The 18771-nt window shown below is 68.9% G+C and carries 15 protein-coding genes; 4 read left to right on the forward strand and 11 right to left on the reverse strand.

The window, feature by feature from the left end:
• Positions 1-179: 179 nt before the first annotated feature.
• The 9 genes from proB to ACFTS5_RS33955 form a co-directional block, all read right to left on the reverse strand.
• On the reverse strand, positions 180-1295 hold the full coding sequence (gene proB, locus ACFTS5_RS33915; RefSeq protein WP_378639404.1) for a glutamate 5-kinase: 1116 nt from the start codon (positions 1293-1295) through the stop codon (positions 180-182).
• A 105-nt stretch (positions 1296-1400) separates the two neighbouring features.
• Positions 1401-2864 (reverse strand): GTPase ObgE, encoded by a 1464-nt coding sequence (gene obgE / locus ACFTS5_RS33920; RefSeq protein ID WP_062985264.1) that lies wholly within the window; start codon positions 2862-2864, stop codon positions 1401-1403.
• Positions 2865-2986: 122 nt separating this feature from the next.
• Positions 2987-3253, reverse strand: a complete 267-nt coding sequence (gene rpmA, locus ACFTS5_RS33925; RefSeq protein ID WP_056821498.1) for a 50S ribosomal protein L27 — start codon at positions 3251-3253, stop codon at positions 2987-2989.
• 24 nt (positions 3254-3277) lie between these two features.
• A complete protein-coding gene (rplU, locus tag ACFTS5_RS33930) occupies positions 3278-3589 on the reverse strand; it encodes a 50S ribosomal protein L21 (protein ID WP_067456085.1) in 312 nt (103 codons plus the stop codon).
• A 261-nt stretch (positions 3590-3850) separates the two neighbouring features.
• Positions 3851-7027 carry a translation initiation factor IF-2 N-terminal domain-containing protein gene (locus ACFTS5_RS33935; protein ID WP_378639408.1) on the reverse strand — a complete coding sequence of 1059 codons (3177 nt, stop codon included), beginning with the start codon at positions 7025-7027 and terminating at the stop codon, positions 3851-3853.
• A gap of 533 nt (positions 7028-7560) precedes the next feature.
• On the reverse strand, positions 7561-7977 hold the full coding sequence (gene ndk / locus ACFTS5_RS33940; RefSeq protein WP_266298471.1) for a nucleoside-diphosphate kinase: 417 nt from the start codon (positions 7975-7977) through the stop codon (positions 7561-7563).
• A 52-nt stretch (positions 7978-8029) separates the two neighbouring features.
• A complete protein-coding gene (locus ACFTS5_RS33945) occupies positions 8030-8371 on the reverse strand; it encodes a DUF4233 domain-containing protein (RefSeq protein WP_378639429.1) in 342 nt (113 codons plus the stop codon).
• A 56-nt stretch (positions 8372-8427) separates the two neighbouring features.
• Entirely contained in the window at positions 8428-9798 is a 1371-nt protein-coding gene (locus tag ACFTS5_RS33950) for a bifunctional folylpolyglutamate synthase/dihydrofolate synthase (RefSeq protein WP_378639431.1), read from the reverse strand.
• A gap of 107 nt (positions 9799-9905) precedes the next feature.
• Complete coding sequence (locus ACFTS5_RS33955) at positions 9906-12584, reverse strand: valine--tRNA ligase (RefSeq protein WP_378639411.1); 2679 nt, start codon at positions 12582-12584, stop codon at positions 9906-9908.
• Between the two features lie 299 nt (positions 12585-12883).
• Between ACFTS5_RS33955 and ACFTS5_RS33960 the strand changes: the two genes are divergently transcribed.
• Positions 12884-13576 (forward strand): AAA family ATPase, encoded by a 693-nt coding sequence (locus ACFTS5_RS33960; RefSeq protein ID WP_378639414.1) that lies wholly within the window; start codon positions 12884-12886, stop codon positions 13574-13576.
• Here the strand turns inward: ACFTS5_RS33960 and ACFTS5_RS33965 are convergent, their stop codons facing one another.
• Together ACFTS5_RS33965 and ACFTS5_RS33970 are read right to left on the reverse strand one after the other, a co-directional pair.
• The gene (locus tag ACFTS5_RS33965) at positions 13577-14524 is read right to left on the reverse strand and encodes a YegS/Rv2252/BmrU family lipid kinase (RefSeq protein ID WP_378639416.1); all 948 of its coding nucleotides are present in this window, start codon (positions 14522-14524) and stop codon (positions 13577-13579) included.
• On the reverse strand, positions 14521-16149 hold the full coding sequence (locus tag ACFTS5_RS33970; RefSeq protein ID WP_378639419.1) for an FAD-binding oxidoreductase: 1629 nt from the start codon (positions 16147-16149) through the stop codon (positions 14521-14523). Before ACFTS5_RS33970 ends, ACFTS5_RS33965 begins: the two co-directional genes overlap by 4 nt.
• A 196-nt stretch (positions 16150-16345) precedes the next feature.
• Between ACFTS5_RS33970 and ACFTS5_RS33975 the strand changes: the two genes are divergently transcribed.
• From ACFTS5_RS33975 to ACFTS5_RS33985, 3 genes are all read left to right on the forward strand, one after another.
• Positions 16346-16954, forward strand: coding sequence for a TetR/AcrR family transcriptional regulator (locus ACFTS5_RS33975; protein WP_378639422.1), 609 nt, complete (start codon positions 16346-16348; stop codon positions 16952-16954).
• Positions 16954-18513, forward strand: a complete 1560-nt coding sequence (locus ACFTS5_RS33980; protein WP_378639424.1) for an FAD-dependent oxidoreductase — start codon at positions 16954-16956, stop codon at positions 18511-18513. The genes ACFTS5_RS33975 and ACFTS5_RS33980 overlap by 1 nt, the downstream gene beginning before the upstream one ends.
• Before the next feature lie 11 nt (positions 18514-18524).
• A partial coding sequence (locus tag ACFTS5_RS33985) for a hypothetical protein (RefSeq protein WP_378639427.1) occupies positions 18525-18771 on the forward strand: 247 nt, incomplete at its 3' end.

Genomic DNA, 18771 nt, shown 5'->3' on the forward strand with positions numbered 1-18771 from the left:
GTGCGTAGGCGACGAAGGAGCAAGCACCGGTGCCTGACCGGCGGCCCCTCAGGGCCGCGGACACGCGCGCGCCAGCGCGCCAATAAACACAGCGTGCACCGTTCTGGGACTACCCAATCCCGGGCCATCACTTTGCGGCCCGCGCCTGTCGACCACACGACCGAGAACGAAGTCTCCGTTCAGACCTTGACCAGATCGTCCGCATGAATCACCGGACGCTGCATAGTGTCCGGAAGATCAGTCGTAGACCGGCCGAGCATCGAGACGAGCTCACCACTGTCATATTCGATAACCCCCCGAGCGACAACCTCGTCATCAGGACTGACCAGATCGACCACGTCCCCCCCGAAGAACCGGCCACGAATACCGGTGATCCCCGCCGCCAACAACGAGTGCCGCTGAGCCACCGCATCAACCGCCCCCGCATCGAGCAGAACCGCACCCCGCGGATCAGCGGCATGACGAACCCAGAACTTACGACCGGAGAGCCGGATCGGCCGAGCAGCGAACGCCGTGCCCACAGTGCCACCGGTGAGGGCGACCGATGCATCAGCGGCAGAGGCCAGCAGAACGGGAATGCCCGCGTCAGCCGCGAGACGGGCAGCGGAGAGCTTGGAGGCCATGCCACCGGTCCCGAGCGCACCACCGCTACCCGCGATGACGCCGTCGAGGTCGGCGCTGCTGCGCACCTCGGGAATGAAATTGGCGGCGCCCTTGCGCGGATCACCATCGTAGAGACCGGCCACGTCCGACAGCAGGATCAGAGCGTCAGCACCCACCAGATGCGCCACCAGGGCGGCGAGCCGGTCGTTGTCGCCGAAGCGGATCTCCTCGGTGGCGACCGTGTCGTTCTCGTTCACCACCGCGATCGCGCCGAGCGAACGCAACCGGTCCAGCGTGCGCTGGGCGTTGCGGTGATGCTCACGGCGGGCGAAATCGTCGGCGGAGAGCAGGATCTGGCCGACGGTGCGGTCATAGCGGGCGAACGAAGTGCCCCATGCGTGGGCGAGAGCCAGCTGTCCGACGCTGGCCGCGGCCTGCTTGGTCGCGAGGTCCTTGGGCCGTTTCGACAGACCGAGCGGAGCGAGTCCCGCGCCGATCGCGCCCGAGGACACGACCACCACGTCCGAACCGGCCCGCATCCGCGCCTCGACCGCGTCGGCCAGCAGATCGAGGCGGGCGGTGTCGAGGCCACCTTCGAGGCTGGTCAACGCCGACGAGCCGATCTTCACCACCACGGTGCGCGCCGACACGATCGCCGCGCGTCCCTGACTCAGCTCCGAACCCACCTGCATCGTTCAACTCCCTGCACCACGATCACCGAGCTACCTCGTCAACCATCGCAGTATGCCGATCCAATGGCCGCGCCCGACAGCGATTTTCGCCGGGCGCGACCCACCTCACTCTTTGCGTTCGCCGTTTTCGTCGAGCAGACCACGCCGCGCCTGCGAGGCGAGCTTGCGCTCGGCCGCACCGATACGATCGTTGGTCTCGAGCCGGAGGTCGGTTCCGCGGCCGGTCGGCTGCATATCGACACCCGCCGAGATCATCGGCTCCCATTCGAAGGTCACACCGGCGATGGTGACCGGGCAGCCCGGCTGCGCACCCTGTTTGACCAGCTCGGCTTCGACGCCGAGGCGGGCCAACCGGTCGGCCAGGTAGCCGACGGCCTCGTCGTTGTTGAAGTCGGTCTGGCGAATCCAGCGCTCGGGGCGCGTGCCGCGCACGATGAAACCACCCGCCTCCTCCGGGTCGGCGATGACGCTGAAACCGGTCTCGTCGGTCGCGATCGGGCGGATGATGGTGCGCTTGGGCGCGGCCTTGGGGTGATCCTCGCGATACTGACGAACCATGTCGGCCAGCGCGAACGTCAACGGGCGCAGGCCAGCGCGGCTCACGGCGGAGATCTCGAACACCGGCCAGCCACGCTCGGCGAACTCAGCGGACACCATTTCGGCCAGCTCGGCCGCATCGGGCACGTCGGTCTTGTTGAGGATGACCACGCGCGGGCGGTCGGCCAGATCACCGAGGCTGGCGTCACCTGACAAGGCGGGCTTGTAGGCAGCGAGCTCGGCCTCGAGTGCATCGACGTCGGAGACCGGGTCGCGGCCGGGTTCCAGGGTCGCGCAGTCGACGACGTGGGCGAGTACCGCGCAGCGTTCGATGTGGCGCAGAAAGTCCAGGCCGAGGCCGCGGCCTTCGCTGGCACCGGGGATCAGTCCGGGCACGTCGGCGATGGTGAAGGTCGTGTCACCGGACAGCACGACGCCCAAGTTGGGGACCAGCGTGGTGAACGGGTAATCGGCGATCTTCGGCTTGGCCGCGGACAGCACCGAGACCAGCGACGACTTGCCCGCGGACGGGAAGCCGACGAGTCCGACGTCGGCGACCGACTTCAGCTCGAGTACGACGTCGACCTCGTCGCCCTCTTCACCGAGCAGCGCGAAACCGGGCGCCTTGCGTGCCTTGGACGCCAGCGAGGCGTTGCCGAGGCCACCGCGTCCGCCGCGGGCGATGATGAACCGGTTGCCCGCGCCGACGAGGTCGCAGACCACCTTGCCGTCGTCATCGACGACGACCGTTCCGTCGGGGACCTGCAGCACCAGATCGGCGCCGTTCTTGCCCTCTCGGTTGCTGCCCTCGCCCGGCTTGCCGTTGCCGGCCTTGGCGTTGGGGTGGAAATGGAAATCGAGCAGGGTGTGGACGTTGGCGTCGACCTCGAGGATCACGTCGCCACCACTGCCGCCGTTGCCGCCGTCCGGCCCACCGAGCGGCTTGAACTTCTCACGATGCACCGAGGCGCAACCGTGTCCACCTCTACCGGCACGAACATGCAGCACGACGCGGTCGATGAATTTGGACATGGGTTGATCCTCCTCCTTCTGACTAGTCGTTTGCGGTAAGGGGTAGGGAGAACACGACAGAGCGGGTCAGGGAATCAACCCTGACCCGCTCTGGTGTCTGTGGGGAGCGAAGCTCCAGGCGGTCAGGCCTGGACCGGCTCCGGAACGACGATGTTGACGGTCTTGCGGCCACGCTTGGTGCCGAACTCGACCGCGCCCGCCTCGAGGGCGAACAGCGTGTCGTCGCCACCACGGCCGACGTTCACGCCCGGGTGGAAGTGAGTTCCACGCTGACGGACCAGGATCTCGCCCGCGCTGACCTTCTGGCCGCCGAAACGCTTCACGCCGAGGCGCTGGGCGTTCGAATCGCGGCCGTTCCGGGAGCTGGATGCGCCCTTCTTATGTGCCATTGCTTCGTCTCCTCGGGAAAATTCTTACTTGATGCCGGTGACCTTGATGACCGTCAGCGGCTGACGGTGACCCTGGCGCTTGTGGTAGCCGGTCTTGTTCTTGAACTTGTGGATCCGGATCTTCGGGCCCTTGGTCTGGTCGATGACCTCAGCGGCCACGGAGATCTTGGCCAGCTTGTCGGCGTCGGTGGTCAGATCGGTACCGTCGACGACGAGAACCGGGGTCAGCGCCACGGCGGTGCCGACCGCGCCCTCGATCTTCTCGACCTTCACCAGGTCACCGACCGCGACCTTGTACTGCTTTCCGCCGGTCTTGACGATTGCGTACGCTGCCATCGGTCGGCTTCCTCCACTCACATTGGTCCTGCACATGTCCACGGCGCAGCTGCGACGCGTATTCCTGGGCTCATCCCCGCACGAGCGGGGGAAGAACGTTTGCTGCCTGCGGTATCACCCGGCCTGCTCGGCTGGATGCTCAATCACTGGGCAGCGACCGACCTAGGTTACCAGAATGGTATCCACTCCCCCAATTCGGCCGGTCAGGGGCCGAATCGAGGGCTTGCGTGCGCGGAGCGATCCGCGCACGCAAGCATCGGGTTACTTCGATTCGGCGGCCGGCGCGCCCGCGGGACGACCCACGGCGCGACGACGCGGCTTGCGCTCCGGGACGACCACGGGCTCCGCCGCGAAGTCCACGACGGCCGCCGCGGGCGGCTGCTCGTTCGCCGACAGGACGAACACGGCTCCCGCGCTGTCCGGTGCGGGCGCTGCCGTCGACCGGGCTACGCGACGCCTACGAGGCGCCCGCGGTGCGGGTTCCTCGGCGGCGGCGGCCGGTTCGGGCTCGGCGACCGGAGCCGGTTGCGGGGTCTCGACGACCGGCGGCTCGGCCACAGCGGCGGTCTCGGCCGGGGCGGAGATCACCGCCTCTTCCTCGACCTCGGGCTCGACAGCCTTGGGCTCGGCCTCACCGGAGATGACCCCGGTGAGCGGGCCCTCGGTGCTCTGCTCGGTATTCGCCGCGGCGGCACCACGACCCGACCGGCGCGATCGCGAACGCGACCGCGACCTGCTGGGCTCGGCGGGCGTTTCCTCGACGACCTCGGTGTGCTCGTCGCTGTGCTCGTCGTCGTGATGACCTGCCATCGCGAGTACCACCGGGTGGGCCCGCTTGACCGCGATGTCCTCTTCGGCGTGCTCGGCGGCCGGTGCGGTGCCGTTGGTCGCGGGCGCCGCGGTGGCCGCCGGCTTGTCGCGATCCTTACCGCGACGACGACGCGAACCGCCCTCCTTCGACCGCGGTTCCTCGACCCCGGACCCGGAATCCACCGGGTAGGAGTGCACGAGAATGCCGCGACCGTGGCAGTGCTCACAGGTGGTGGAGAACGCCTCGACCAGTCCGGTACCCAGCTTCTTGCGGGTCATCTGGACCAGGCCCAGCGAGGTGACCTCCGACACCTGGTGGCGGGTGCGGTCGCGCCCGAGCGCCTCGGTGAGACGACGGAGCACCAGGTCACGGTTGGATTCGAGGACCATGTCGATGAAGTCGACGACGATCATGCCGCCGATATCGCGCAGCCGCATCTGGCGCACGATCTCCTCGGCCGCTTCCAGGTTGTTCTTGGTGACGGTCTCTTCGAGGTTCGACGAGCCCGAGCCGGTGAACTTGCCGGTGTTGACGTCGACGACGGTCATCGCCTCGGTGCGGTCGATCACCAGGGTGCCGCCCGAGGGCAGCCACACCTTGCGATCGAGCGCCTTGGCCAGCTGCTCGTCGATCCGGAAGGCGTCGAACACGTCGACACCGTTGTTCTCGTGCCGGTTGACCCGCGGCAGCAGGTCGGGCGCCACCGTACGGACATAGGTTTCGACGGTGCTCCACGCGCGGTCACCTTCGATGACCAGCTTGGCGAAGTCCTCGTTGAACAGGTCGCGGATGACCTTGACCAGCATGTCGGGCTCTTCGTAGAGGGCCTTCGGTGCGTTGGTCTCCTTGGCGGCGGCCTCTTCGATGGTGCGCCAGGCAGCCTGCAGCCGCTCGACGTCGCGAGCCAGTTCGGGCTCGCTGACACCCTCGGACGCGGTCCGGATGATCACCCCGGCGTCGGACGGGACGATCTCGCGCAGGATCTCCTTGAGCCGCTTGCGCTCGGTATCGGGCAGCTTCCGGCTGATCCCGGTGGAAGTGCCACCGGGCACGTACACCAGGAAGCGACCCGCGAGGGAGATCTGGGTGGTGAGACGGGCGCCCTTGTGACCCACCGGGTCCTTGGACACCTGCACCAGCACCTGATCGCCGGGCTTGAGCGCCTGCTCGATCTTGCGCTCGCGACCGCCGAGACCGGCGGCTTCCCAGTTCACCTCACCGGCGTAGAGCACACCGTTGCGGCCGCGGCCGATGTCGATGAACGCCGCTTCCATGCTGGGCAGCACGTTCTGGACCTTGCCGAGGTAGACGTTGCCCACCATCGACGCCTGACCGGAACTGGTGACGAAGTGCTCGACGAGGATGTTGTCCTCGAGGACCGCCACCTGGGTGGTGGTCTGGTGACCGGGCGCGTGCTCGGCGGGGTCGAACGCCTTCTCGCGCACGACCATCACCCGGTCGACCGCTTCGCGGCGGGCCAGGAACTCCGACTCGGTCAGGATCGGCGGACGACGACGCCCGGCTTCCCGGCCGTCACGGCGACGCTGACGCTTCGCTTCCAGCCGGGTGGAGCCGGAGATGCCCTGCACTTCGTCGGGGTTGCTCGCACTGGAACGTTCGCGACGCTTGTTGCGGGGCTCACGCTCGTGCACGACGGTGTTCGGCGGATCGTCTTCGGTGGCCGCCTCGGCGTCGCCGGACTCACCACCGACCTTGCGACGGCGACGACGACGGCGACGACGGCTCGCGCCATCGGAGGATCCGTCTTCGTCATCGGTCTCGGATTCGGTGTCCTCGGCCTGTTCGGCCTCGGCGCCGACCTGCTCGGCCGGCTGCTCGGCCTCGTCGGTGTCGTCGTCATCGGTGTCGGACTCGTTGTCCTCACCGTCGGCGGACTGCTCGCCACGACCGCGACCACGGCCACGGCGGCCACGGCGACGGCGCCGCGGCTGGCCGTCGGCGTCGTTGTCACCGGACTGATCGGCGGACTCGTCGTCGACCTCGGCTTCGGGCTCCTCGGCCTTCGGCGCGGCGGGCTGCTCGTCGACCGGCGGTGCGGCGGGCTCTTCGGTCTTCTTGGGGGTCCGCTCGGCGCGACGGCGCTTGCGGGCCTCCTCGGCGGCGGTGGCGTCCGGCGGGAGGAACAGCGGCATGCCCACCGAGGCGGGCGCCTCGAAGGTGACCGGCTCGGCCTGCGCGGGGTTTTCGGACACCCGGTGGGTGAACAGATCGGTGTGCGCGTCGTCGCGCATCGCGGCGAACACCTCGTCGGTGCGCGCGACGTGCGGCGCGGAGAACAGCGACGCGGGCGCCGCTGAGGTGTCGGCCGGCTGCTCGGCGACGGGTGTGGACGCGGCGCGCTTCTTCGCGCGCGTAGTCGGTGCTGGTGCCTCGTCGGGGACGCCGGGTTCGGCGTCAGCGGCGGCGATCGCGTCGCGCACCGTTTCGGCGACCGAACGGTCGACATTGGATTGAACGCTGCGCGCCTCGGCGCCCAGCTCGGCCAGTTTGGCCAGGATGCGTTTGCTGGTCACTCCCAACCGTTTGGCCAGTGCATGAACTCGAATTCGCTCCGGCAATTGATCGGCATCCTGTTGTGTTGTGTCCAGCGGCTCTTTTTCGGCCACGAAGTCTCCTCGGGCCCCCGGGCGCGTCCTTCCCCGGTACGGGAGTGACGCGGCCGACGCGGGGGCATCGTCCGTGCACCTCGTACCCGATGGTACGAGGGTCATCTGGTCTCGCCCCGCGTGTCCGGTCGCACCTTGATCGATCGTCTGGCGCGCCAACCGGTCACACGGCGCCTGGCTGTACGGCGTGGCACCGCGCTTTCGAGCGCTCATCCAGCGTGCCTGCGCGGGCAACCCCAGCAACAGGGCCGTCCGTGGCAGCGATGATCGGCATCAACCGCGGTGTCATCCGGTCATGTCCGACACCGCGTCACGTACCTGCGCGACAGGTCGGCGTCGAACACATCCGTAATCAGTATCCCATACGGTTCGCGCGGGGATCGCCATCGGCGCAACTCACGCGAACTCCGCCCCGCTCACGGCCGTGGTATCACCCGGTGGATCCGGCAAGCGAGGGCGCCCCGGCCGAGCGGAGTTCGATACCGCCTGACCGGGTGTCCTTCTACCTTTGCTGCGCTACCGACCGCTGCGGGTCAGGCGGGAAATTCGGGGAACCAGAGGGCGATCTCGCGCTTGGCGGACTCGGGCGAGTCGGATCCGTGGACCAGGTTGAACTGGGTCTCCAGGCCGAAGTCGCCGCGGATGGTGCCGGGCACGGCCTTCTCTACCGGGTCGGTGCCACCGGCGAGCTGACGGAACGCCGCGATCGCGCGCGGGCCTTCGAGCACGGCCGCGACGACCGGGCCGGAGGTGATGAATTCGATGAGCGAGCCGAAGAAGGGCCGCTCGGCATGTTCGGCGTAGTGCTCAGCCGCGAGTTCCGCGGACACGTTCTTCAGCTCCAGCGCCTGGAAAGTGAGGCCCTTGCGCTCGATGCGCGCGAGGATCTCGCCGGTGAGGCCTCGGGAGACACCGTCCGGCTTGATGAGTACCAACGTCTGCTCAGTCACGGGATAACCCTAGCGTCGGCTGTGTCAGCACGCCGATCGGGCCCTCGAGCGGTCAGGACTTGGTGCCCATTCGCTGGCTGGGGAGCAGTCCCGCGTCCATTCGGCGCTGGACATCCGAGCGCAGGACGAGGATGAACGCCCAGACCGCGATGAACACCACCGCGATCACGCCGATCGAGAGGTGGATGAAGGCGCCCGCGAGCAGCAACACCTGCAGGCTCAGGTTGAACGGGATCGCCCACGGCTTCCGCTGCACACCCGCGCCCAGGATCATCAGCAGCGAGAGCACCACGAGATAGGTTCCGGAGAACAACGTGACACCGCCGCCCACGTCGGCGACCACCGGCAAAGCCAGCAACACCACGATCGCCTCGAGGATCAACGTCCCCGCCATGACGCCGCGCAGACCCTTCCACGGATCGTTGGCGGGAGGAGGCACTTCTTCTTTACTCACGCCGGAGCCTTTCCGAACAGGGCGCGTGCCGCGCCCGCGGTGACGACCGATCCGGTGACCACCACGCCTGCACCGGAGATCACGTCGCCCTCGTCGCCCGCCTGCTCGGCCAGCGCGATCGCCGACTCCAGCGCGTCGGGCAGGGTCTCGGCGGTGATCACGCGTTCATCGCCGAACCGCTGCACGGCCAGGTCGGCCAGCGAGTCCACGTCCATGGCCCGCGGGGAGCCGTTGCTGGTGACGACGATTTCGTCGAAGACCGGTTCGAGCGCGTCGAGGATCCCGGCCGCGTCCTTGTCGGCGAGCACCGCGACCACCCCGACCAGCTTGCGGAAGTCGAACTCGCCGGCGAGCGTCGCGGCCAGCGCCTGCGCACCCGCCGGGTTGTGGGCGGCGTCGACGAAGATGGTCGGCGCGTTGCGCATCCGTTCCATCCGCCCCGGGCTGGCCACCGTCGCGAAACCGGCGCGCACGGCCTCGATATCGAGCTGACGATCCGCGCCCGCCCCGAAGAACGCCTCCACCGCGGCCAGCGCCAGCGCCGCGTTGCGGGCCTGGTGCTCGCCGTGCAGCGGCAGGAAGATCTCGTCGTAGACACCGCCGAGCCCCTGGAGGGTGAGCAGCTGTCCACCGACGGCGACGCCCCGTTCCAGCACCCGGAACTCCGCGCCCTCGCGGGCCACCGCGGCGTCTTCGGCGACGGCCCGGCGCAGCAGCACGTCCATCACCTCGGGCTCCTGCTCGGCGATCACCGCGACGGTGTCGGTCGGGATCAGCGCCTCGGGTGCGCGCTTGATGATCCCGGCCTTCTCCTTGGCGATCGACTCGAGATCCGGGCCGAGGTACTCGGTATGGTCGAGGCCGATCGGGGTGATCACCGCGACCTGCGCGTGGATCACATTGGTGGCGTCCCAGGTGCCACCCATCCCGGTTTCCACGACGGCCACGTCGACCGGCGCCTCGGCGAACGCGGCGTAGGCCATGCCGGTGAGCACCTCGAACTTGCTCATCGCCGGGCCGTCGGATTCGGCGGAACGCTGGTCGATCATGCCGATATAGGGCGCGAGCTCGTGGTAGGTCGCCACATAGCCGGCCGGGGAGATCGGCGCGTTGTCGATGCTGATCCGCTCGGTCGCCAGCTGCAGGTGCGGGCTGGTGATCCGGCCGGTGCGCCGATGCAGGGCGGTGAGCAGGGCGTCGATCATCCGGGTCACCGAGGTCTTGCCGTTGGTGCCCGCGACATGAATCGCCGGATAGTTGTTCTGCGGGTTGCCCAGCAGATCCATCAGGGTGGCGATCCTGGTGAGCGAGGGTTCGATCTTGGTTTCGGGCCAGCGCTTGTCGAGCTCGGCCTCGACCAGCGCCATCTCGGCGAGGTCGACCGGCGACGGCCCGGTGCTGAGCTGGGCCGCGCTGTAGTCGCTGCCACCGAAGTCGGCGTCTTCGGGGTCGAGGTCACCGGGGCCCATGTCGCTCACTTGGCGCTCAGCTCCGCCAGACGGGCGCCGATGCGCGTGACTTCGGCCGCGGCCACATCACGTCGACCGGTGATCTTGTCGACGACCGGCTGCGGCGCCTTGGCCAGGAAGGCCTCGTTGCCGAGCTTGGCCGTGGTGGTGTCGAGGTCCTTCTGCGCGGCCGCGAGATCCTTCTCCAACCGGCGACGCTCGGCGTCGAGGTCGATCGCGCCGGAGGTGTCGAGCTGCACGGTGACGGTGCCGCCGGACAGCCGCACCTCCACCTCGGCGGTGGTGGCGAAGTCCTCGCCCGGTTCGGTGAGCCGGGCCAGGTTGGCCACCGAGTCGGCGAACCCGCCGAGCCCGACCTCTTCGATCCCGACGAGAGTGGCCTTCACCTTCTGCTTGTCGGCCAGGCCCTGATCGCCGCGGAACCGGCGGATCTCGGTGATCAACCGCTGCGTATCGGCCACTCGCTGCGCGGCGAGTTCGTCGGTCGCGACGCCACTGGCCTCGGGCCACGCGGCGATCACCACCGATTCGCCACCGGTGAGCGCCTTCCACAGAGTCTCGGTGACGAACGGGATCACCGGGTGCAGCAGGCGCAGCACCGCGTCGAGCACACTGCCGAGCACCACCGCGGTGCTCTCGGCGCGCGCGTCGGATTCGGCGAACTGCACCTTGGACAGCTCCAGGTACCAGTCGCACAGCTCGTCCCACGCGAAGTGATAGAGCGCCTCGCAGGCCTTGCCGAATTCGTAGGCGTCGAAGGCGGTGTCGACCTCGGCGCGGACCGCGTCGAGCCGGTCGACGATCCAGCGGTCGGCGTCGGTGAGGGTCTCGCGCGGGGGCAGCTCACCGGTGCGCGCACCGTTCATCAGGGCGAACTTGGTGGCGTTGAACAGCTTGGTGACGAAGCTGCGCGAGGCCAGCGCGTGCGCGTCGCCGACGGACAGATCGCCGCCGGGCTGGGCGCCGCGGGCCAGGGTGAAGCGCAGCGCGTCGGCGCCGTAGGAGTTGATCCAGTCGAGCGGGTCGATGCCGTTGCCGCGCGACTTCGACATCTTCTTGCCGTGCTGATCGCGGATCAGGCCGTGCAGGAACACGTCTTCGAACGGGACCTGCTTCTGGCCGCCCTTACCCGCGGCGAGCACCGGATCGTCGCTCACGTACATGCCGAACATCATCATCCGGGCCACCCAGAAGAACAGGATGTCGTACCCGGTGACGAGGACGCTGGTCGGATAGAACTTCGACAGCTCCGGAGTCGAGTCGGGCCAGCCCATCGTGGAGAACGGCCACAGACCCGAGGAGAACCAGGTGTCGAGCACGTCGGGGTCCTGCACCCAGCCCTCGGGCGCTTCCTCGCCCGGGCCCAGGCACACGACCTCACCTTCGGGGCCGTACCAGATCGGGATGCGGTGACCCCACCACAGCTGCCGCGAGATGCACCAGTCGTGCATGTTGTCGACCCAGTCGAACCAGCGCGGTTCCTGGCTGGCCGGGTGGATCTTCACATCGCCTTCGCGCACGGCGTCGCCCGCGGCCTTGGCCAGCGTGTCGACCTTGACCCACCACTGCATCGACAGGCGCGGCTCGATGGGCTCGCCGGAGCGCTCCGAGTGACCGACCTGATGCTTGTAGGGGAACTTGCGACCGACGATGCGACCTTCGGCCTCGAGACGCTCGCGGATCTTCACGCGGGCCTCGAAGCGGTCCATGCCGTCGAATTCTGTTCCGCTGTCGGCGATCCGGCCGGTCTTGTCCATGATCGTCGGCATCGGCAGGCCGTGGCGCAGGCCGAGCTCGAAGTCGTTGGGGTCGTGCGCCGGGGTGATCTTCACTGCGCCGGAACCGAACTCGGGGTCGACGTAGTCGTCGGCGACGATCGGGATCTGACGGCCGGTGATCGGGTGATACAGCGTGGTGCCGATCAGCGCCTTGTACCGCTCGTCGTCCGGGTGCACCGCGACGGCGGTGTCACCGAGCATCGTCTCGACGCGGGTGGTGGCGACGATCACGTGCGGTTCGTCGTCGTTCAGTGAGCCGAACCGCATGCTCACGAGCTCGCCGTCGACCTCCTTGTGGTCGACCTCGAGGTCGGAGATGCCGGTCTGCAGCACCGGCGACCAGTTCACCAGGCGCTCGGCGCGGTAGATCAGACCCGAGTCGTAGAGCCGCTTGAAGATCGTCTGCACGGCGCGCGAGAGACCGTCGTCCATGGTGAAGCGGTCGCGGCTCCAGTCGACGCCGTCGCCGAGGCGACGCATCTGCCCCTGGATCTGCCCGCCGGATTCGCGCTTCCAGTCCCACACCTTGTCGATGAACAGCTCACGTCCGAAGTCTTCTTTGGACTTCCCGTCGACGGCGAGCTGCTTCTCCACCACCGTCTGCGTGGCGATACCGGCGTGGTCCATGCCCGGCAGCCACAGCACCTCGTAGCCCTGCATCCGCTTGCGGCGGGTGAGCAGGTCCATGATCGTGTGGTCGAGCGCGTGGCCCATGTGCAGAGTGCCGGTGACGTTGGGCGGCGGCAGCACGATCGAGTACGGCGGCTTGTCCGAGGCTGCGTCGGCGGCGAAGTACCCGGCGTTGACCCAGCCCTCGTACAGGTCGGCCTCTACCTCGCCGGGGTTCCAGCTCTTGGGCAGGGCATCGGCACGATTACGCGAGTTGTCAGGGGCTGCGCTGGTCACGTCCCAATCCTAAGGGGAGCGGCAACGAGCTTTTTCCCCGCCTACCCGAGCACAAAAAAAGACGGAATCTTCGGTGGATGAGGGACACCGAAGACTCCGTCTACAGCTCTGATACTACCGGCGATCGACCCCACTCAGCAGAATCCATATGGAATTCTCAGCTTCTACCCGACGCTGGTCAGCACGGCCTGTGACGCGCCACGACGACACGCGGAAACCGTTGTCTCCCAAGCCTCCAGCCGAAATATCCGGGCAACCCCCGATTGCCGTTTTGTCCGTTTTACCGGACCCTGGAGAGGGTGACGCCCCCGCTCGATTCCTCGTCTCCCGTTCCCGCGTCGGCACCGAGGATCATCACCCCGATCGCCCTGCTGGACCTGCGCGCGAGCGCGGTCGAAGAACTGCGCTACCCGAGCAGCACCGTTCTGGTCTTCGCCGGTGTCCCCGGCGCGGGGAAGTCCACCGCGCTCCACCGCTTCTTCGGCTCGGGACCCGATGCCGAGCAGCCGGTGCAGACCGCGTCCGGCGCCCTCGTCCTCGACTCGAATCACACCCGCAATCGCCTGCGTCACCGCTTGGGCTGGGCGCCGTATTCGCTGTGGCGCCCGCTGGTCCACCTCGCGCACTACCGCGCGATCCGCGACGCGGTCCGCGACAGCGACGGACCGGTCGCCATCCACGACTGCGCGACCTTCCGCTGGAGCCGTCGCCTGATCGCCCGCTGGACCGCGCAGGGCCGCCGCGAACTGCACATGGTGCTCATCGATGTGCCCGCGGAGCAGGCCAGATCGGGTCAGATCAGTCGAGGCAGAAGCGTCAACAGCCTGGCCTTCACGGGACACTGCCGGCGCTGGGAAACGATGCTGGACTCCCTCGGAGCCCGCGGCACCACCCTCGCGCCGGACCCGCAACCGCTGTCCTCGACCTCGGTGGTGATCATCGATCGTCCGACGCTGCACGCGGTGTCCCGGATCGCCTTCGACCCGGCTTGATCAGGGCACCAGCACGCTCAACGCGCCCGGCATCGCCTGCACCGTCACCGGCAACATCCCCGCGGGCTCACCATCGGCCGTGGCGTATCCGCCCTCGGCACCGACGGTGATCCGGCGGGCCCGGTAACGCTTGGTCGCCGGGTGGTCGATCCGTTTGCCCGCCGACAGCGCGGGCAGCAGCCGCGCCATCTCCAGCCGCGACACCGCGCCGACCACCGTGATGTCGAGGTACCCGTCATCGGCGAGTGCTTCCGGACACACCAGCATGCCGCCGCCGTAGGTGCGGGTGTTGCCGATCGGCGCCATCACCGCGTCGGTCAGGATCACCACGTGGGAGTCGGCCGGATTGTCGAGCGCTCCGGGCGCGAGGCCGGACAGCTCGATCCGGAACGGCAGGGTGTAGCCACGCATCAGCTCGACGATCGCGGCAGCGGTGTAGCGCAGCGAACCACGGGGGTAGCGCATCTTGTTGGCGCGCAGGGTGACTCGCGCGTCGAAGCCGGTGCCGACCACAGTCGCGAACCAGGTGGGTGCGGCGTCCGCCGATTCGATCCGCCCCAGATCGATGGTCCGGGCTCGACCGCCCAGCACGATCTCGACGGCCGCCCGGGGGTCACCGGTCGGTATCCCGAATTCGCGCGCCAGGTCGTTGCCGGTACCCGCGGGCACCAGCCCGAGCGGCACCCCGCTGTGTGCGACAGCGGCCAGCAGCACGTTCATCAGCCCGTCACCGCCGACGCAGATCACCGCATCCGGCCGGTCCTCGCCGGCGACGAGCGTCCTGACCTGTGTCACCGACTCGTCCGCGCTCGGGGCTCGCACCTCGACCACCTCGACACCGCGCGCCCGCAGTTCGGCCAGCACCGCCTCGGCGACGTCGTCGCCCCGGCCCGACCCGGAATGCGGGTTCGTGACAACGACGACGCGCCGCATCGAATGTTCGCTCACGGCACCAGCTTCCCAGGGTTGAGCACTCCGGTGGGGTCGAGTTCGCGCTTCACCGCACGCAACACCCGAACCCCCAGGTCACCGATTTCGGCGCCCATCCACGGCCGGTGGTCGGCGCCCACGGCGTGGTGGTGGGTGATGGTGCCGCCCGCGGCGACCATCGCGTCGCTCGCGGCGGATTTGGCGATGCGCCACTGCGCGATCGGATCGTCGAGTTGCTTGGCGACGACGGTGAAGTACAGCGACGCCCCGGTCGGATAGGTGTGCGAGATGTGGCACATGACCAGCGCGGGGGTGCCCTGCGCACCGAGCGCGTCCATCAGCGCGCCGGTGACCTTCACCTTGAGGTTCGCCAGATTGGCCCAGCTGGTGGCGGTTTCGAGCGTCTCGCACAGCACGCCGACATCGAGTAGCGCATCGCGCATGTAGGGCGCGGCGAACCGGCCGTGCTCCCACTGCTGGGCGGGCGCCTCGCCGAGTGCGGTGCCGCCCGCGGCGGCGAGCAGCTCGCTCGCCTCGGCCGATCGGGCCGCGACATGGGCCCGGCTGCCTTCGAAGGTGGTGATGGCGAGACAGCCCGATACCGGATTGCCGCCGACGTCGGCAGAGCGAGCCAGATTCAGACCCGTTTCGGCCTCGTCGGACAGCCGCATCACCGTCGGCGCGGCGCCGGCCTGCACCACACTGCGCAGCGCGGCGGCGCCGGTGGCGAAGTCGGGGAACGACCAGGCTTGGTAACCCACGGTTTCCGGCACGGGGTGCACCCGCAAGGTGACCGAGGTGATGATGCCGAGCGCGCCTTCGGATCCGACGAACAACTCGCGCAGGTCGGGTCCGGCCGCCGAGGCGGGAGCGCGACCGAGGTCGAGGGTGCCCTGCGGGGTGGCGATCACCAGGCGCTCGACCATGTCGTCGAACCGGCCGTAGCCCGCCGACGCCTGACCCGACGACCTGGTCGCGGCGAACCCGCCGATGCTGGCGAATTCGAAACTCTGCGGAAAGTGCCCGAGCGAAAGTCCGTGCGCACCGAGCAACTCCTCGGCCTGCGGGCCGGTGAGCCCGGCGCCGAGGGTGGCGGTGCCGCTGGCCGGATCCACCGCGGTGAGTGTGTCGAGCCTGCGCAGATCGAGCGCGATCACGGTGCCGAACTGCCCGCGTACGGGATCGACACCACCGACCACGCTGGTTCCGCCACCGAACGGCACGACGGCGACGCCGTGTCCGGCGCAGTACTCCAGCAACGCGAGGACCTGCGGGTGATCGGCGGGGAAGACGACGGCGTCGGGGGCGTCCTGCGGTGTGTTCGCGCGTCGGCGCAGCAGGTCGGGGGTGCTCTTGCCGCCCGCGTGCCGCAGCCGGTCGAGATCGGCGGTAGTGAGATGTTCGTCACCGACGATCGCCGCCAGGCCCGCCCGATCGGCGTCCGTGAGCGTGGTGGGGATCAGCGGCACATCGTTCTCGTCGCGGCGCACGACCGGCTCGCCCGAGATCCCGAACACCTGCGCGAGCAGGCCACGGATCTGCGCCGACAGCGGCTGATGACCGGCGGCTACGCCCCAGGCGTCCCACACCATGCTCGGTGCCACGGTGGCGGACCCGGTTTGTTCGTGTTGCGTCTCGACCATGCGTTACATAATGACATATAGTGTCAAGCAGTAACCAACGATATGTCCCAGAGTCGACATCCGTACCGCTGTCGGATGTCACTACCGACCCTTCGCGACGGCAACCCCGCTGGTCCGCTCGATACCCTTGGGCGGTTCCAGCCCGACCACGGCGCTGCTGTCCCGGCGCCACCGAACACACCGGCGGTGAAGCACGATGATCGATCTCGCGACCCACGCTGACCAGCTTTCGCCCACCGACGTGGCGATTCTCGATGCCACGCGGGCCTGCGTCGTCGACTTCGGTGTTCGCCGAACCACGCTCACCGAGGTGGCGCGGCGGGCCGGGGTGAGCAGGCCGACGGTCTACCGCCGCTGGCCCGACACCGGATCGCTGATCGCCGAGCTGCTGGTGCGTGAACTGCGCACGATCGTCGCCGAGACCATGCCCGACACCGGCCTCGGCCGGGATCGGCTGGTCCACGGCATCGTGACGGGCTCGGCGGCGATTCGGTCGAACGCGGTGTTCGCCAAGATCTTCCGCACCGACACCGACCTGATGCTCACCTATGTGTTCGGCCGGCTCGGCCGCAATCAGCGCACGCTGATCGGGCTGTTCGCGACCGTGATCGAGCTCGGGCACCGAGACGGGTCGATCCGGGCGGGTGATGCCGAGCACATGGCCACCATGCTGCTGCTCATCACCCAGTCGGCGGTGCAGTCGGCGGGCACGGTGGAGTCGTTGCTGGCCGGTGCGGAGTTCGACGCCGAATTGTCCAGGGCTATCGAGGGTTACCTGCTCCCGCTACCCGATAAGGACTCCTGATGCCTGCTGACTTCCCCGCTTCCGGCGCCACCCTGAACGCGGCGCGCCGCGCCACCGACCTCACCGCACTGGGCGAGAACCCCGATGTCGACGTGGTGGTGATCGGCGCCGGTGTGACCGGAACCGGCGTCGCCCTCGACGCCGCCGCGCGCGGACTGCGCACCATCCTGGTGGAGCGCAACGACTTCGCCTTCGGCACCAGCCGCTGGAGCTCGAAGCTGGTGCACGGGGGGCTGCGGTATCTGGCGAGCGGACGGGTCGGGATCGCGCACGAGAGCGCGGTCGAACGCGGCATCCTGCTGCGCACCACCGCACCACATCTGGTGCGCCCACTCCCCCAGCTCGTTCCCTTGCTGCCCGGCATCAAGCTGGGCCAGAGCTCACTCATCCGCGCGGGCTTCGCCGCCGGTGACGCGCTCCGGATCGCCGCGCACACCTCGGTCGACACGTTGCCGCGCTCACGCCGGGTGGCCGCCGCCGAGGCCCTGCGCTTGGCCCCGACCGTGCGGCGCGACGGGCTGCGCGGTGGATTGCAGGCCTGGGACGGTCAACTCGTCGACGACGCCCGCTTGGTCGTCGCGCTGGCTCGCACAGCGGCCGCGCACGGCGCGACGGTACTCACACGCATGGAGGCCGTTGCCGCGAAGGGTGATTCGGTCCAGCTGCGCGACACTCTCACCGGCGACACCTTGTCGGTCCGAGCACGGGCGGTCGTGAACGCGACCGGCGTCTGGGCGGGCGAAGTGGACCACAGCATCGAACTGCGGCCCAGCCGCGGTACCCACCTCGTCTTCGACGCCGCGGCGTTCGGTGGCCTCAGCGCCGCGCTGACGGTGCCGGTACCGGGCAGCATCAGCCGGTTCGTCTTCGCACTGCCCGCCGCACACGGCCGCGTCTACCTCGGTCTCACCGACGAGGACGCGCCGGGCCCGATCCCCGACGAGCCACAGCCCACCGAGGCCGAGATCGACTTCCTGCTCGACACCATCAACACCGCGCTGCGCGAACCGCTGACGCGCGCCGATATCCGGGGCCGTTTCGCCGGCCTGCGCCCGCTGCTGAAGACCGCCGACGACAGCACCGCCGACATCTCCCGCGAACACGCGGTCCTCACCGCTCCCGACGGCCTGATCACGGTCGTCGGCGGCAAGCTCACCACCTACCGCCAGATGGCCCAGGACGCCGTCGACGCCGCGGTCGCCCAGTCCGCGCTCACGGCCGCCCCGTGCCGCACCACCCGGATCCCCCTGGTCGGCGCGGTCGCCGGTGCCGCCCGCGACCGGATCGACGCGCCCCCGGTCCTCATCGAGCGCTACGGCAGCGAGGCGAGCCAGATCGTGTCCGCCTGGCTGGCCGATCCCGCCCTCGCCGAACCGGTCGCCCCCGGAATCGACGTCACCGCAGCCGAATTCGACTTCGCCATCACCCATGAGGCCGCCCTCACCGTCGACGACCTGTTGGATCGCCGCACCCGCATCGGCCTGGTCCCCACCGACCGCGAAGCCGCCGTCCCCGCCGCCGAAGCCGCCTTCGCCAGACACACCGCCATCACCACCTGATCAACCGAGACGTGCCCCCGACCACACGGTCTACCCGGCCCCATCTCCCTCTCCAACAACTCACCGCGCGCACACCGAGCCCGTCCCCCCACTTCAACAACCCCCGCGCGCACACCCAGCCCGTCCCCCACTTCAACAACCCCCGCGCGCACACCCAGCCCGTCCCCCACTTCAACAACCCCCGCGCGCACACCCAGCCCGTCCCCCACTTCAACAACCCCCGCGCGCACACCCAGCCTGTCCCCGTCTTCAACAACC

The organism is Nocardia sp. NPDC056952 (assembly GCF_042674185.1).
Classification (GTDB): Bacteria; Actinomycetota; Actinomycetes; order Mycobacteriales; family Mycobacteriaceae; genus Nocardia.

Bases quoted from the DNA above. Each gene is read 5' to 3' on its own strand.
- proB (WP_378639404.1), bottom strand. From the start codon at position 1,295: ATGCAGGTGGGTTCGGAGCTGAGTCAGGGACGCGCGGCGATCGTGTCG.
- obgE (WP_062985264.1), bottom strand. From the start codon at position 2,864: ATGTCCAAATTCATCGACCGCGTCGTGCTGCATGTTCGTGCCGGTAGA.
- rpmA (WP_056821498.1), bottom strand. From the start codon at position 3,253: ATGGCACATAAGAAGGGCGCATCCAGCTCCCGGAACGGCCGCGATTCG.
- rplU (WP_067456085.1), bottom strand. From the start codon at position 3,589: ATGGCAGCGTACGCAATCGTCAAGACCGGCGGAAAGCAGTACAAGGTC.
- ACFTS5_RS33945 (WP_378639429.1), bottom strand. From the start codon at position 8,371: ATGGCGGGGACGTTGATCCTCGAGGCGATCGTGGTGTTGCTGGCTTTG.
- ACFTS5_RS33950 (WP_378639431.1), bottom strand. From the start codon at position 9,798: ATGGCGCTGGTCGAGGCCGAGCTCGACAAGCGCTGGCCCGAAACCAAG.
- ACFTS5_RS33970 (WP_378639419.1), bottom strand. From the start codon at position 16,149: ATGGTCGAGACGCAACACGAACAAACCGGGTCCGCCACCGTGGCACCG.
- ACFTS5_RS33975 (WP_378639422.1), top strand. From the start codon at position 16,346: ATGATCGATCTCGCGACCCACGCTGACCAGCTTTCGCCCACCGACGTG.
- ACFTS5_RS33980 (WP_378639424.1), top strand. From the start codon at position 16,954: ATGCCTGCTGACTTCCCCGCTTCCGGCGCCACCCTGAACGCGGCGCGC.